Source organism: Mycolicibacterium sarraceniae (genome assembly GCF_010731875.1).
GTDB classification, from domain to species: Bacteria; Actinomycetota; Actinomycetes; order Mycobacteriales; family Mycobacteriaceae; genus Mycobacterium; species Mycobacterium sarraceniae.
The window spans coordinates 3,102,137-3,116,359 of the sequence record NZ_AP022595.1 but is presented as its reverse complement, the minus strand read 5'-3'; the positions used below and the strand labels follow the sequence as shown (position 1 = coordinate 3,116,359).

The 14,223-nt window shown below is 66.4% G+C and carries 15 protein-coding genes; 2 read left to right on the top strand and 13 right to left on the bottom strand.

Annotated elements, in window-relative coordinates; genetic code table 11:
• Positions 1 to 20 precede the first annotated feature (20 nt).
• The 8 genes from G6N13_RS15475 to G6N13_RS15440 all read right to left on the bottom strand — a co-directional run bounded on the left by G6N13_RS15475 (position 21) and on the right by G6N13_RS15440 (position 7,094).
• Complete coding sequence (locus tag G6N13_RS15475) at positions 21 to 878, bottom strand: siderophore-interacting protein (RefSeq protein WP_163698355.1); 858 nt, start codon at positions 876 to 878, stop codon at positions 21 to 23.
• 68 nt (positions 879 to 946) lie between these two features.
• A complete protein-coding gene (dprA, locus tag G6N13_RS15470) occupies positions 947 to 2,092 on the bottom strand; it encodes a DNA-processing protein DprA (RefSeq protein ID WP_163698353.1) in 1,146 nt (381 codons plus the stop codon).
• On the bottom strand, positions 2,089 to 3,600 hold the full coding sequence (locus G6N13_RS15465) for a YifB family Mg chelatase-like AAA ATPase (RefSeq protein WP_163698352.1): 1,512 nt from the start codon (positions 3,598 to 3,600) through the stop codon (positions 2,089 to 2,091). The genes dprA and G6N13_RS15465 overlap by 4 nt, the downstream gene beginning before the upstream one ends.
• Positions 3,600 to 3,965, bottom strand: coding sequence for a YraN family protein (locus G6N13_RS15460; protein ID WP_163698350.1), 366 nt, complete (start codon positions 3,963 to 3,965; stop codon positions 3,600 to 3,602). The genes G6N13_RS15465 and G6N13_RS15460 overlap by 1 nt, the downstream gene beginning before the upstream one ends.
• 91 nt (positions 3,966 to 4,056) lie before the next feature.
• A complete protein-coding gene (locus G6N13_RS15455) occupies positions 4,057 to 4,212 on the bottom strand; it encodes a hypothetical protein (RefSeq protein WP_163698348.1) in 156 nt (51 codons plus the stop codon).
• Between the two features lie 77 nt (positions 4,213 to 4,289).
• On the bottom strand, positions 4,290 to 5,030 hold the full coding sequence (locus tag G6N13_RS15450; protein ID WP_179965158.1) for an HAD-IIA family hydrolase: 741 nt from the start codon (positions 5,028 to 5,030) through the stop codon (positions 4,290 to 4,292).
• Between the two features lie 110 nt (positions 5,031 to 5,140).
• Positions 5,141 to 5,749 carry a hypothetical protein gene (locus G6N13_RS15445; RefSeq protein ID WP_163698346.1) on the bottom strand — a complete coding sequence of 203 codons (609 nt, stop codon included), beginning with the start codon at positions 5,747 to 5,749 and terminating at the stop codon, positions 5,141 to 5,143.
• Positions 5,750 to 5,873: 124 nt separating this feature from the next.
• Positions 5,874 to 7,094, bottom strand: coding sequence for an MFS transporter (locus tag G6N13_RS15440; RefSeq protein ID WP_163698344.1), 1,221 nt, complete (start codon positions 7,092 to 7,094; stop codon positions 5,874 to 5,876).
• 175 nt (positions 7,095 to 7,269) lie between these two features.
• Here G6N13_RS15440 and G6N13_RS15435 point away from each other — a divergent pair, with 175 nt between their 5' ends.
• On the top strand, positions 7,270 to 8,448 hold the full coding sequence (locus G6N13_RS15435) for an ROK family protein (protein WP_163698342.1): 1,179 nt from the start codon (positions 7,270 to 7,272) through the stop codon (positions 8,446 to 8,448).
• A 1-nt stretch (position 8,449) separates the two neighbouring features.
• Here the strand turns inward: G6N13_RS15435 and G6N13_RS15430 are convergent, their stop codons facing one another.
• Genes G6N13_RS15430 through rplS form a run of 4 tightly spaced genes read right to left on the bottom strand, consistent with a single transcriptional unit; the run spans position 8,450 to position 10,777 of the window.
• Positions 8,450 to 8,755 (bottom strand): DUF2469 domain-containing protein, encoded by a 306-nt coding sequence (locus G6N13_RS15430; RefSeq protein WP_071946215.1) that lies wholly within the window; start codon positions 8,753 to 8,755, stop codon positions 8,450 to 8,452.
• 44 nt (positions 8,756 to 8,799) lie between these two features.
• Positions 8,800 to 9,504, bottom strand: a complete 705-nt coding sequence (locus G6N13_RS15425; RefSeq protein ID WP_407663738.1) for a ribonuclease HII — start codon at positions 9,502 to 9,504, stop codon at positions 8,800 to 8,802.
• Positions 9,505 to 9,515: 11 nt separating this feature from the next.
• Entirely contained in the window at positions 9,516 to 10,382 is an 867-nt protein-coding gene (gene lepB, locus G6N13_RS15420) for a signal peptidase I (RefSeq protein ID WP_163698340.1), read from the bottom strand.
• A gap of 53 nt (positions 10,383 to 10,435) precedes the next feature.
• Positions 10,436 to 10,777: a 50S ribosomal protein L19 gene (rplS, locus tag G6N13_RS15415; RefSeq protein ID WP_163702161.1), complete on the bottom strand. Its 342-nt coding sequence runs from the start codon at positions 10,775 to 10,777 to the stop codon at positions 10,436 to 10,438.
• 311 nt (positions 10,778 to 11,088) lie between these two features.
• Here rplS and G6N13_RS15410 point away from each other — a divergent pair, with 311 nt between their 5' ends.
• Entirely contained in the window at positions 11,089 to 12,021 is a 933-nt protein-coding gene (locus G6N13_RS15410; protein ID WP_163698338.1) for a serine hydrolase, read from the top strand.
• On the opposite strand, the gene G6N13_RS15405 is transcribed toward G6N13_RS15410, so the two are convergent.
• Positions 12,018 to 14,207, bottom strand: a complete 2,190-nt coding sequence (locus tag G6N13_RS15405; protein ID WP_163698336.1) for an MDR family MFS transporter — start codon at positions 14,205 to 14,207, stop codon at positions 12,018 to 12,020. The genes G6N13_RS15410 and G6N13_RS15405 overlap by 4 nt on opposite strands.
• Positions 14,208 to 14,223: the final 16 nt, after the last annotated feature.

Below are 14,223 nucleotides of genomic sequence, written 5' to 3'. Positions count from 1 at the left end.
GGGTCGTGACTATTCCGTTGCTAGCCCTGGTCGCCTTCGGCGTCGGCCAGTTCCTTCTTCCACTGTCGGAATGTCTCCTCGGTGCGGCCGCGTCGCCAATAGCCGGAGATGGACGCCCATTTGGCGTCCACGCCGCGCTCCTTACGGATGTAGGGCCGCAGGTTGTGCATGACGGCTTGCGCTTCCCCATGGATGAAAACCTGGGCTTGGCCGGGCAACCAGGCCGCGGTGGTGACGGCCTCGACCAGTGGAGCATTGTCACCGGCCCGATCGTCACCGACCAGATCGGCACGCCCACCGCGGTAGACCCACGAGATTTCCACGGATTCCGGTGCGGCCAGCTCGATCTCGTCCTCAGGTCCGGCGACCTCGATGAAGACCTTGCCAATGGCGTTGGACGGCAACGCTTCCAGCGCCGCACTGATCGCGGGAAGGCCTGCCTCATCACCGGCGAACAGATACCAGTCGGCGGCCGGGTCGGGCGAGTAGGCGCCACCGGGGCCCATCAAGTGGATGGTGTCGCCCGGCTTGGCTGCCGCCGCCCACGGTCCGGCGACCCCCTGTTCACCGTGCACCACGAAATCGACGGCGATCTGGCGAGCCTTGGCGTCCACCCGTCGCACGGTGTAGGTGCGCACGGTCGGCTGCTGTTCTGCTGGCAGCTTGTTGAAGACGTCCAGAGTCAGCGGCGTGAGGCGTCCCTTCAACTTCGCCACGTCGACGTCGTCACGCACAAAGACGAATTTGACGTAAGAATCGGTGAACTCACCGGGCTTGAAGGTGTCGAAGCCGGTGCCACCGAGAACGACGCGCACCATATGCGGTGCGAGCTGCTCGGTGTGTGCGACCTGAAATGTGTGTAGTGGTCGACCCGCCACATCGCCTCCCGACGAAAATCGTTAGCCAACCATCGCGACTATACGTACCGACTGGGCTTTCGGGCTGGCTACGCCCGTTGCGCCGGAAGGCGGACCAGCTTCCAGCAGCCGTCCTCGCGGCGCACCAGTCCCGCCATCTCCAGCATCGCCAATGGCCCGAGCACCCCGATCGGTGGCAGGCCGGAGGCCACCGCGATCTCGTCAGCGCTGAGCGTGCCACGGGCCGGCAGCGCATCGTAGACCTGTTTCTCGGCATCGCTGAGACCGTCGAGCGGACCGGATGGTCGCGGTAGGTCGTCGGCGAATTCACCTGCCCGCCCGACCAATTCGATGACCTCCTCAGCGCGGGTCACCAACTCCGCACCGTTCCGCAGCAGGATGTGGCAGCCGATCGATGATGCCGACGTGACCGGACCGGGCACCGCGCACACCACCCGGCCCAACGCCCGCGCCCACGCCGCGGTATTCGCCGCCCCACTGCGCACCCCCGCTTCGACCACCACGGTAGCCGCACCCAATGCGGCTACCAGCCGATTGCGGGTCAGGAAACGATGTCGCGCCGGGCGCACACCCGGTGGATACTCGGTGAGCAGAAGACCGGAGTTGCTGATCCGGTGCAGCAAGGAAGAATGACCGGCCGGATAGAGAATATCGAGACCGCCGGCGAGGACGGCCACGGTCTGCCCCTCGACCGCGAGTGCAGCACGATGCGCGGCCCCGTCGATCCCGTAGGCCCCGCCGGACACCACGGCGACCTCGCGTTCGGCGAGGCCCGCAGCCAAGTCGGCGGTCACATGTTCGCCGTACCCGGACGCAGCGCGGGTTCCGACAATCGCCGCGCAGCGCAGGGCGAGCTCGTCGAGGCGGGCCGGACCGATCGCCCACAGGACCAACGGCGGCCGGCCCTGCGGCTTGTCCCGCACAGCGGATCCACCGAAGGCCGCGAACGCCAACGCCGGCCATTCGTCATCGTCCGGGGTGATCAATCGGCCGCCGCGGCGCTCCAGCAGATCCAGATCTGCTTCGGCCGCCTGGATATCGCGACGCGCGGCGGTGCGTTCTCTCAACGCGGGACTCAGCTCGCCCGCGGCGACCCGCAGCGACGCCTCCACGGGCCCGACTTCGGCGACCAGCGCGGCGATCTCGTCACACGGCGGTTCAGCGACTCGGGACAGATACGCCCAGGCCAGCGTTCTGGCTTCGTTCTCGGTCATGGCGCAACCTCTCCCTGGCGGAAGCTCAACGCCACCGCGACGTCGTCGACACTGGGCGTCGTGCGCCCGGCCAGATCCGCCAAAGTCCACGCGACGCGCAATGAGCGGTCGACGCCCCGGATACTGAGCACACCGCGCTCCAGCGCGGTCTTCAGCGGTGCCATCGCGACGGTGTCGAGGCGAAACTTTCGGCGCAGCACCGACCCGGTCACCTCGGCGTTCGTCGTGAAGCCGTACCGGCGCCAGCGCTCCGCTGCCGCCGCGCGAGCCTGGGCAACGCGGTGACGTACCGCGGCGGTGTTCTCCGCCTCGCCCGGGGCGAAGGCACCGGCGCGCACCATGTGCATCTCCACCCGTAGATCCACGCGGTCCATCAGCGGACCCGACAGCTTGCCCAGGTAGCGGCGTTTCTCGTGTGAGGTGCAGATGCAGTCTTTCGGGTCGGGCTGCGCGCACGCGCACGGATTGGCGGCCAGCACCAGCTGGAAGCGCGCCGGGTAACAGGCCACGCCATCACGGCGGGCCAGCCGAATCTCGCCGTCCTCCAATGGCGTTCGCAACGATTCCAGGACGCTCACCCGGATTTCGGCACACTCGTCGAGGAAGAGCACGCCGCGGTGCGCCCGGCTGACGGCACCCGGGCGGGCCAGCCCGGAGCCGCCGCCGACCAAAGCCGCCACGCTCGACGAGTGATGCGGTGCGATGAACGGCGGGTGAGTAATCAGCGGGGTGCTCTCCGACAGCAATCCGACGACCGAGTGGATGGCGGTCACCTCCAACGCCTCACTGTCGTTGAGTTTGGGCAACAGACCGGGAAGACGTTGCGCCAGCATGGTTTTCCCAACGCCAGGCGGGCCGGTGAGCATCAGATGATGCGCCCCAGCCGCGGCGACCTCAACGGCGAAGCGGGCATGGGTCTGCCCCACCACATCGGCCAGATCGGCCACCGTCTCCGGCGACGGTGTTGATACGTCGACACGATCGCCGAGTGCCGTCTTGCCTTTGAGCCAGCCCTGCAACTGTTGAAGCGTCTGCACCCCAAGCACTTCGATCCCGTCGACCAGACTGGCCTCGGCCAGGTTCGCGACCGGAACCACGACTGTGGGCCAGCCCTGCCGTTTGGCGGCCAGCACCGCTGGCAGTACACCGCGCACCGGGCGGACCCTGCCATCCAACGCCAACTCCCCCAGCAAGACCGACTTCTCCAGACGATCCCACGGGCGCTTGCTGGTGGCGGACAACACCGCCGCCGCGATCGCGATGTCGTAGAGAGAGCCAATTTTGGGCAGGGTGGCCGGGGACAAGGCGAGGACAAGCCGTGACTGCGGCCAGTCGTTGCCGCAGTTGGTGATTGCCGCACGCACCCGGTCACGCGACTCGCGCAGTGCGGCGTCAGGCAGACCGACCAGGAACACCCCGGGCAAGCCCGAGGAGATGTGTGCCTCAATCTCGACGATCTCGCCGTCGAGGCCGCGCACCGCGACCGAGTAAGCCCGCCCCAACGCCATCAGCCGACCCCGCGCAGGTGCGTGATCTCCGGGGTGCGCTGGCGGCCAATCCGAATCCCGATCACGTCGATGCGGATCGCCGCCCAACTCTGGTCCTGCTCGGCCAACCACAACCCGGCCAGCCGACGAATGCGGCGCACCTTGACCGGGGTGACCGCATACTCCCAGCCGCCGTACCCGTCACCGGTGCGGGTCTTGACCTCCACGAACACTACCGCCCGGTCGGCGTCGGCGGCGATCACATCGAGCTCGCCGTAGCGGCAGCGCCAGTTGCGCGCCACGATCCGCAAACCCAGCGAGGCCAGGTGCTCGACCGCCAGCTGCTCCCCGAGCGCGCCGATCTGGTTGCGCGTCAACATCGTCATGGGTGAAGCGTCGAGGAACCGACTGACAGCCGCCGACGGTACGGATCCCAATCGCACGAAAAGCGGGCAGTTATCCCCAGTCAGAGATTCATCAACAGGGACCGACCAGCACTAGTGCTTCCTTACCGGAATTCATAATCTTCTTGTTTTCGCCGGTGAACGTGCGGCCATCGAGATGCGTCACGTTGGAGACGCCCCATACCAGGTCCGTGAAAAGCGGCACCGGCTTGCCGTCGTAGGCGGCCATAGCATTCGGCCCACCGAAGAACAGTCCGCCGTTGCCGCCGGTCAGACTGGGCTCGAACGCGGTGTTGACGGTGAGGTCTAGATCAGCTCTATCGCCTCGGCGATCGACGGCAACACTCGCGCGGGCCGGAACGGATAGCGCTCGACATCCTCCAGCGTCGTCGACCCGGTCAGCACCAGGATCGTCTCCAGCCCCGCCTCGATACCGGCCACCACATCGGTGTCCATCCGATCGCCGACCATCACCGTGCTCTCCGAGTGTGCTTCGATCCGATTCAGCGCACTGCGGAACATCATCGGGTTGGGTTTGCCGACGAAGTACGGCTCGCGACCGGTGGCCTTGGTGATCATCGCGGCCACCGAGCCCGTCGCCGGCATCGGCCCTTCGGCCGACGGCCCGGTGACGTCCGGATTGGTGGCAATGAACCGCGCACCCTTGCCAATCAGCCGGACCGCCTTGGTGATCGCCTCGAATGAGTAGGTGCGCGTCTCACCGAGCACCACGAAATCCGGATCCGTATCGGTCAGCGTGTATCCCGCCTCATGCAGCGCGGTGGTCAGCCCTGCCTCGCCGATGACGTACGCCGACCCGCCGGGCAACTGATCATTCAGGAACGCCGCGGTGGCCATGGCCGAGGTCCAGATGGCCTCTTCCGGCACGTCAAGACCCGAACGAGCCAGCCGGGCCGCTAAGTCACGCGGGGTATAGATCGAATTGTTGGTCAGCACCAGAAATCGGCGTTGCTTATCGATCAGGCGCGCCAAGAAGTCGGCAGCCCCGGGCAGCGCATGCTCCTCGCGCACCAGCACACCGTCCATATCGGTGAGCCAGCACTCCGGCGTTCTACGCACGGTCCTCCCTTCGGAGAAGTCCCGCCCATCAGTGTTCCCCGCGGCCGAGAAGTCAACCGGGGAGTCGAGCAAGGCGGTCATGACGCGATGTCCGCGGCGGCCAGGCACTGCACCATCTGGCCCACGCCCGCGCACGTCTGCGTGAATGTGGCCACCGGCGTCGCTCGCAATACCGCGTCATCCTGCAGATGGGGAACACCATGGCCGATAACAGATTCCGACCCGACGAGCACACTCCACCCGACGGATCCATTGTCATCGGAATGGGCGACCAACAGCACGTCGCGCGCCGACATCTGGTCGAGCAACCCCTCGATCGCATGGTCAGGCTCAGCGAGCACGACGACCGGCTCGGCCCCCGCCTCGCTCAAGCGGACCACTTCATCGCGAAGTCCGGACTGTTCGGCCAGCAAGATCTGCAGAAGCATTCTGTCGCTGGACTTATCCCGATGGACCGCACCGATTCTGGTGCGCACCCACATGCCGCGGACCAGTCCTTCGATATGTTCGACGACGGGCGGCAGTGCCCGCCGGTCCACGTGCAGCCGGGCGGACAGGCATGTCCGGTACGACGCGCGGGCTTCGGCCAACGTGTTGGCACCTCCGGCGCACCCGCTGGGCACACTCCGGTAGGTGAGCTGCGGTTGATGGTCGGGATCGTGGCGGAAGATCACCTGTTCGGTCATCAGCTCGCCTCCTTCCGGACGGGTCTCTCACCCATCACGATCGTCATATGCTGCCGTGCAGGCAAATACAGTTCCACCTGCACGGGCTCGAGCTGTCTGCGCACGAAGGCCAGGACTTTCCTGATCACGGGGTGCCAACCGAAGAACGACGCTGCAGTGCCACCGAGATTGTGAGCACCACCAGTCCGCTGACGGCCAACGCGGCACCCGCCGCGGCCGGCGCGGTGTAGCCGTACCCCGCGGCGATCACCAACCCGCCGATCCACGCCCCCGATGCATTGGCGATGTTGAGCGCCGAGTGGTTGAGCGCGGCGGCCAGCGTCTGGGCATCGGCGGCGACATCCATCAGGCGGGTCTGCAACGCAGGGGCGATCGCCGCTCCCCCGGCGCCGATGCCGAACAGCAGCAGCATCGCGGTGTATGGATTGTGCGCGGCCGCAACGAATATCGCCAGCACCACTGCCAACGAGGCCATGGACACATACAAGCCACGGATCACCGAGCGATCGGCCATCCGGCCGCCGGCCAAGTTGCCGACCACCATGCCCACGCCAAAGACCATCAGCCCCAACGGAACCCAGGACCGCGGTACACCTGACACATCGGTCAGCGTGGTCGCGATATAGGTGTAGACGGCGAACATGCCGCCGAAACCGACCATGCCGATCACCAGCGCCAGCCACACCTGCGGGCGCCGCAGCGCCCCCAGTTCGGTGCGAGTGTTGGTGTTGCGGGCCGCCGCCAGGTCCGGCAGCCACATCCAGATCGCGGCCACCGTCACCAGCCCGATGACCACGACCAACGCGAACGCACTGCGCCAGCCGAAAAATTGGCCCAGCCACGACGCCAGTGGCACGCCGACGACGGTCGCGACCGTCAGGCCGGTCATCACCTGCGCGACAGCCTTGGCCCGCTGGTCGGGTCCCAACAGTTGAGCGGCCACCAGTGCCGCGACACCGAAGAAGGCGCCGTGTGGCAGGCCTGCGAGGAAACGCGCCCCGATCAGCACCGGATAGTTCGGCGCGAACACGGTGACTACGTTGCCGATAGCAAACAGCGCCATCAGGCACATCAGCACGATCTTGCGGTTGAACTTGGCGGTCACCGCGGCGATGACGGGCGCGCCGACCACCACGCCCAACGCGTAGGCGGAGATGACGTGGCCTGCGGTCGGCTCGGAGATGTACAGGTCGCCGGCGATCTCGGGCAGCAGACCCATCGAAACGAACTCATTGGTGCCGATGCCAAATCCGCCCAGCGCGAGGGCCAGGATGCCCAGCTGTGCCCGGCGTGGGCACAGGGTGGGAGACGCCGCCGGTCCGGCGGGCCGGGAAGTGACAGTCAAGAGGTATCGACTTTCTGTGCGGTGGCGGTAGCTGCCGCGCTGCAGCGTTCGATTCCTGCCGCCAACCCTAGCGTGACTTCAGTCGCACCTCCAACTACCTTTTGCCTGAAAAGAACAAAAGTGATAGGTGTCTCTATTGCTTTGTAGGCGGCATAGTTCTTGGTTCAATGGAAAGGTGCCCGTCACCAGGCGTTCTGCCGCCCCCGCTACGGCGGGGGACGTTTTTGGGCTGATTCGCGACGGCGTGACCACCACCCGCGGGGAAATACGCGAGGTCACCGGCCTATCCAGGACGGCTGTCGGCAGCCGGATTTCCGCGCTGACCCGCCGCGGACTCGTCTCCGAGGGCGATGAAGGCCCGTCGACCGGCGGTCGGCCACCGGCGCTGGTGCGGTTCAACGCCGAAGCCGGCGTGGTGTTGTCGGCGGCCATCGGTCGCAGCCGCACCCGACTGGCGGTGTGCAACCTCGCCGGTGACATCACCGCGCTCACCGATATGGACTCCGAGATCCGCATCGGCCCCGACGACCTGATGCCTGACCTGGTCAAGCGCCTTGAGGTGCTGCTCGACGAGACCGGCCACTGCGCCCGCGACGTCCTCGGCGTCGGGGTATCACTGCCCGGCACCGTCGACCAGCAGCGCGGCTGCAGCCTGGCCTCACCGGTGATGAGCGGCTGGGACGGGGTCCCGCTGGAGCCGTACTTCCGTAAGCTGACCTCGGCACCGATCGTGCTCGATAACGACACCAATGTGCAGGCCCTGTCCGAGCGCCGCGGCCCCTTGAAGGTGCACGCCAACCTGCTGCTCATCAAGGCATCCACCGGGCTTGGCGCCGGGATCGTGGCCGGCGGCGTTCTGCAGCGCGGCGCTCTGGGCGCGGCAGGCGAATTCGGCCACAACAAGATCGCGGCGGCCGATGGCATCCCGTGCCGCTGCGGTGACACCGGGTGCCTGGAGGCGATCGCCGGCGGATGGGCACTGGTGCGCACGGCGCGGGAGCAGGGCCGCGCGGTCAACCACATCCGTGACGTCGTCGAACTGGCCAACCACGGCGACGGCGAAGTACGCCAGCTGCTGCGCGAAAGCGGTCGCCACGTCGGCGAACTGATCGCCGCCGCAGTGAACCTGCTCAATCCCGAGGTTCTCGTGGTTGGCGGCGACATGTCTGGCGCCTATGACTACTTCGTGGCTGGTCTGCGAGAAACGTTGTACGGCAACGCAACTGCGTTGGCTACCCGCCATCTCCAGGTCGTGCCATCCACCTACGGCGACAAGGCCGGCAACATCGGCAGCGCGGCGCTGGTCCTGGAAAAGATCCTGTCGGCCGACGCTATCGACGCGTCGCTGCGCTGATTTACTCGGGCAGCCGCAGCTCGGGCTTCTCGACCTCTTCGATGTTGACGTCTTTGAAGGTGATCACTCGCACCTGTTTGACGAACCGGGCCGGACGATACATGTCCCACACCCACGCATCGGTCAGCCGCAGCTCGAAGTAGACCTCGCCGTCGGTATTGCGCGGTACCAGTTCGACACTGTTGGCCAGGTAGAAGCGGCGCTCGGTCTCTACGACGTAGCTGAACTGCCCCACGATGTCCTTGTATTCGCGGTACAGCGAGAGCTCCATCTCGGTCTCGTATTTTTCGAGATCTTCGGCACTCATCAGCTCAGCGGTCCTCTTGTCGTTTCATCGGTATCCATCTTGACTCACCCCTCATCGTCGCGTTGCGGGGGTGGGCACTCGGCCACCATCCCGGTACGACCGACCCCAGCTACCCGCCGCACATTGATATAGGAAAACCGGTGCTGGCGGCAGGGTCCCAGGCTGGTCAGCGCCGCGCTGTGCGCCGGGGTGCTGTAACCCTTGTGGTCGGCGAACCCATAGCCCGGGTGATCTTTGTCCATCGCGACCATCAGCCGGTCGCGGCTGACCTTGGCCAACACACTGGCCGCCGCGATACACGCCGCCGCCGCATCCCCACCGATCACCGGCAGCGACGGTATCGGTAGCCCCGGCACCCGGAAACCGTCAGACAAGACGTACCCCGGCCGCACCGACAAACCCGCTACGGCCCGTCGCATCCCCTCGATATTGGCGTGGTGCACGCCACGGCGGTCGACCTCGGGAGCCGGGATGAACACCACGTGATAGGCCAGCGCGTAGCGCTTGATGATCGGGAACAGACGCTCTCGTTCGGCCTCGGTGAGCTTCTTAGAATCATCGAGGGCCGCCAGGCTCTCGAGGCGGTTCGGGCTGAGCACACACGCCGCCACCACCAACGGGCCGGCGCACGCCCCACGGCCCACCTCGTCGACACCGGCGACCGGCCCCAAACCACTGCGATACAAAGCGGATTCGAGGGTCCGCAGCCCCGACGATCTGCGGATCACCGTCCGCGGCGGCCAGGTCATCGCCGGCACGATCAGCCCTGCTGCGGGTTGACCGAGGACACACCACCCCAGCGAGACGGCGGCCACGCGATGAACCGCGCCTTGCCGATGACGTTGCTCACCGGGACTGTGCCGGCGATCGGGTCACCGGTGCACAGGATGCCCTTCTGGGCGTCCTCGGGCGTGCTCGTGCAGTGTGCGCGGGAATCGGCCGAATGGGTGCGGTTATCGCCCATCACCCACAGCCGCCCCTCGGGCACCTTCACCGGACCGAACTCATTGCCCAGGCACGGGTAGACCAACGGATCGGCGTTCATGGTCTGCGCGTTGAGATAAGGCTCCGTGAGCGGCTTGTCATCCACGGTCAGCCCGGTATCGGCGCGACACTGGACGGTCTGGCCGCCCACCGCGATCACGCGCTTCACCAGATCGTTCTCGTCCGGCGGCACGAATCCGACCACGGAGAAGGCGTTTTCCACGTACCGGATCGCGGTGTTGTCCGAGCGGATGGACTTGTAGCTCACGTTCCAGTTGGGCGGACCCTTGAAGACGATGACGTCACCGGGCCGCGGTTCACCGAACCGGTAGGTGACCTTGTCGACCATGATGCGGTCACCGACGCATCCGGCGCAGCCGTGCAGGGTGGGTTCCATCGATTCCGACGGAATCAGGTACGGACGCGCAATGAACGTCAGCATCACGTAGTAGAGCACCACCGCGATGGCAACGAGGATCGCGCCCTCTTTGAGGGCTGACCGCTTCTTTTCTTCGCCCGCCGCGCCAGCGGCAGCGGCAGAATCATCCTGAGCAGGAGCGTCGTCAGCGGTGGTGTCGTCCGGAGCATCCGTCGTTGTGGCGGATTCCGGTGGGGAATCGTCCGGGCCGGTGTTGTCGGTCACGTCGTTAGCGTAGTCAGACGAGCTGACTGGTCAGTGCCGCGCACACCCGACGCTTAGCGCTTCTCCTTGATCTTGGCCTTCTTGCCCCGCAGCTCGCGCAGGTAGTAGAGCTTGGCGCGCCGCACGTCACCGCGAGTGAGGACCTCGATGTGATCGATGTTGGGCGAATGCACCGGGAAGGTCCGCTCGACGCCGACGCCGTAGCTTTCCTTGCGCACGGTGAAGGTCTCGCGGATGCCGCCGCCGGAACGGCGCAGGACAACACCCTTGAAGACCTGGATGCGCTGCTTGTTGCCCTCGATGACCTTCACGTGGACATTGATGGTGTCCCCGGGGCTGAAGGTCGGGATGTCGTCGCGCAGCGACGCCTGGTCGACGAAGTCCAGCGTGTTCATCGGTGACACTTCCTTGCAGTTCGCGGCGCAGCCAACTGCCTGCGCAAAGCGCTGGCGGTCGCCGGGCCGATGGATTCGGGCACGTGTTGTCTGGCGCAGCAGGCGGAACAAAAGGCCCAGCCCGCGCGGCAACTACTCAATTGTGCCAGATGCACCGCGAGCAGTGAAATCGCGCGACCCGCCGAGGTCTCAGAATGATCTAGCTGGCTAACCGCGCGGTGTCCAGAAGCTATGGTTAACCTGATTTACGGTCGGGCGGCAACGCAGCACCCAACACTACGGCGTTCCCCTGGGCCTTCGAGGAGATGGATATGCGACGGCAGCTGTCGATGCTGGTCGGCGGCACCGCGGCGGCCCTCGTCGGGGCGCTGGTGGCCGCATCCTCCGCCCAGATCAACGCCGGCCCCAACGACCGATCCGCCCGCCCGGTCAATCTGATGTCAGCCGGCCCGGACGACATCCCGCAAGCACCCGCGCTCGGTGGGATTCCCGACGCGCCACCCGATACGACCACCGGCCTCGACGTTCGGGCGAAGGTAGCCGCTTCCGAGGCCGCCCAGAACGGTGCCGATATCAGCTTCACGGTGCTCGACCGCACCACCGGTCAGACGCTCACCGGCGGTGACGACGCGCCTTTCCCGATCGCCTCGGTGAGCAAACTGTTCATCGCCGACGATCTGCTGATGCAAGTGGCCAAAGGCCAGCGCCAGCTGACCCCTGCCGAGCAGCAGTCCTTCGATGTGATGTTGCGGTCCTCCGATGACAGCGCCGCCGACGTGTTCTGGGGCGATGGTGGCGGCAACGCGATCATCAACCGCGTGAGCGCGCGGTACGGATTGGAATCGACCAGCCCGCCCTACGACGGCAACTGGTGGAACACCATGAGCACCACCGCGAACCTGGTGCGCTACTACGACATGCTGCTCGACGGCACCGGCGGGCTGCCCGCGTCTCAGGCCGCCGCCATCCTGGGCGACCTGTCGGAGTCCACCCCGACCGGCGTTGATGGGTACCCGCAGCGGTTTGGCATTCCAGACGCCCTGTTCGCGGAAACCGTTGCGGTCAAACAAGGTTGGATGTGCTGCTGGAACGGCGGCAACTGGCTGCACATGACTACCGGGGTGATCGGAGCCGATCACCGCTTCGTGATGGCCATGGCTGCACTGCAGCCGGTCGACGACGCCACTGCTCGCGCCACCATGACGCAGGTTGTGAAGACGATGTTCCCCGGCGGGCGGATCTAGCGGCGAGGTTGTCCGGGCGGCGGTGGCCGGCGGATTTCAGCGCGCGGCCGGAATGGCCGGGTCGGGATGTTGTCCTCTGTGAGTGCCGCGCCGGAGCGAATGCGCATCGTCGGCGCGGTCGCTGTGGCCGGCTCGCGATGGGAACCCAACACCATCGGACGGGTGTACTGCTCAGCACCGCCATTCTCGGCGAGCACATTGCGGGCGATGCGTTCCATCACACCCTGAACCTGCATGCGGTCGGGCCGGCCTTCGAATGCCGGTGAGCGCGTCAGGGTCTCGGTGATCCAACCCGCGATCTGGTTGCGAACGTAATTCACCTCGGCCGCACCCGAGGCGCTCAGCCACAATTGGTCGCCGCCGCGCTGGGCGTATCCCGATGCGACTAGCCGGTCGAAGACGGGTTCGAGGATCTCTGCGGGCACCCGATGGTGCGCGGCGATATCGGCCACCGCCACCGGGCCGGACACCTGGGCATGCCGATAGATCTGCAACAGCGCCCACATCCGCGGTACATCGAGATGGCTGCCCCCGGATCGGGCCAGTGCCGGCAGGTGCATGCCGCGGGTCTCGCGCATCAACCGGCTGACCGCCACCTCCAACACCTTCTCGGCGGGTTCGGTGGTGGGCATCCCGAAACCCTCGCCGAGGTCGGTGCTGCCCATGGCAGCGGCGTCGCGCAGCGGCACCTGTTTGAGGAACAGCGCGACGACGAAACCGACGACAGCGACAGGCGCCGCGAACAGGAAGACCTTGCTCAACGAGTCGGCGTAGGCGTCGACGATCGGTGCGGCGACCTCACGGGACAGCTGATGCAGGGCCTGCGGGGACTGCGCCACCCCGGGTGAGACGCCGCTGGCGGCCAGGGCGGACGGCAGCCGGCCGGCCAGGAAATTGCTGAATAGCGAGCCGAAGATCGCCGCGCCGAACGAGCTGCCGATGGTGCGGAAGAACGTGACACCCGAGGTGGCCACACCCAGATCGGTGAAATCCACGGTGTTCTGCACGGTCAGCACGAGCACCTGCATGCTCAGGCCGATACCGGAGCCCAGGATCAACAGGAACAGGGACTGCACCAGAACCGAGGTATGGGCGTCCATCATCGACAGCAGCACGAAGCCGACGGCCATGATCGCGGTGCCGGCGACCGGGAAGACCTTGTAGCGCCCGGTGCGGCCCACAATGACACCGCTGGTCAACGACGTGGCAAGCAGTCCCACCACCATCGGCAGGGTGTGCAGCCCGGACACCGTCGCTGAGACCCCGTCGACGAACTGCATATAGGTCGGCAGGAACGTCAGCGCACCGAGCATCGCGAAGCCGACGACAAACGACAGCACACAACAGACCGTGAACACCGGGTCTGCGAACAACCGGATCGGCAGAATCGGCTCGGTCGCACGACTTTCGACGACGACGAACGCGACGATTGCGACGATAGATCCGACGAACAACCCGATGATCGTCGCCGACCCCCAGGCGTAGGTAGTGCCACCCCAGCTGGTGGCCAGGGTCAGCCCGGCCGCCCCGAGCCCGATCAAGACGATGCCCGGATAGTCGATGGCCTGCCGAGAGGTCCGGCCCAGCTGCGGTATCGCCCAGGCGGCGACGATCAGCACCACCACAGCGACGGGCACGTTGATCCAGAACGCCCACCGCCAGCCGAGATGATCGGTGAACAGCCCGCCGAGCAGCGGGCCGACCACGGTGGTGACGCCGAACACCGCGCCCAGGGCACCCTGGTAGCGGCCGCGTTCCCGCAGCGGAATCACCTCACCGATGACCGCAACCGCCGTGACGGTGATCGCCCCGCCACCGATACCCTGCAGCGCCCGCGCCCCCACCAGCATGCTCATCGACCCGGCCAGCCCGCACAGCACCGAGCCGGCCAGGAAGAACAGGATCGCGGCCTGGAACACGATCTTGCGGCCGAACGTGTCGCCGAGCTTGCCGACCACCGCCGTCACGATCGTCGACGCCAATAGATAGCTGGTCACCACCCACGATTGGTGGCCGGCCCCACCGAGATCGGCGACGACGGTTGGCAACGCGGTGGCCACGATCGTCTGGTCCAGGGCCGCCAACAGCATGCCCAGCACGACGGCTAGGAAGACGAGGTTGCGTTGCCGGCCGCTCACCTGCGCGGCCGCCGGTTCTGGCGGAGCGCCGGTTGTTGGACGAGTCACGCCTTCCTCAATACCC